Genomic DNA, 623 nt, shown 5'->3' with positions numbered 1-623 from the left:
TGTTGCGCTTCTTGTAGCGGTCCTCATCGAAGCCGGGCGGCCGTCCACCGCGTGACCCCTTGCGTATGCGGGCCGCCTGGCTGTCGGCCTTCGCCGGGATGGCGTGACGGATGCCCCCTCTTCGCAGGTACTCGCGGATGGGGCCGTTGCTGTAAGCCTTGTCGGCCGCGAGGCTGTCCGGCTTCTTGCGCGGCCGGCCCGGGCCAGGTCTGGGCACTCGGATCTTCTCCAGGACCGGCTTGAACTGGGTGCAGTCCGCCCGCTGACCTGGAGTGACGACCAGGGACAGCGGGCGGCAACGGCCGTCCGCGCTCAGGTGGAGCTAGCTGGTGAACCCGCCGCGCGAGCGGCCCAGGCCCTCGCCTCCCGCACACCTCCACCAGGCGGGCGACCAAACTCTGCCACGGTGTCTCGTCCTGGTGTTCCATCTCTTCGGCCCCCGTTGTTCCAGGGCCGGAGGCGGATCGGTGCGGGCGCCAGCCGCATGCTGATGCGCGCGGACGACGGTGGAGTCGACCGAGATGTCCCGGTCGATCTCGCCTGCGGCACGGGCAGGAACGGCCGCAGCCGTTCCCACTCGGCATCGCTCAGATCTCCCCGCCCCATGCCCACAGGAACGACTC

The 623-nt window shown here is 70.1% G+C and carries 1 protein-coding gene; it reads right to left on the bottom strand.

The features are described from left to right. Positions 1-283 (bottom strand): transposase (locus tag AC5P1C_RS43910; protein ID WP_493871603.1); only part of this gene is annotated, 283 nt, incomplete at its 3' end. Positions 284-623 lie beyond the last annotated feature (340 nt).

It is taken from the genome of Streptomyces sp. A18, from assembly GCF_059026065.1.
Note: the sequence above shows the minus strand (reverse complement) of the source record. Positions and strands in the feature narration are given on the sequence as shown.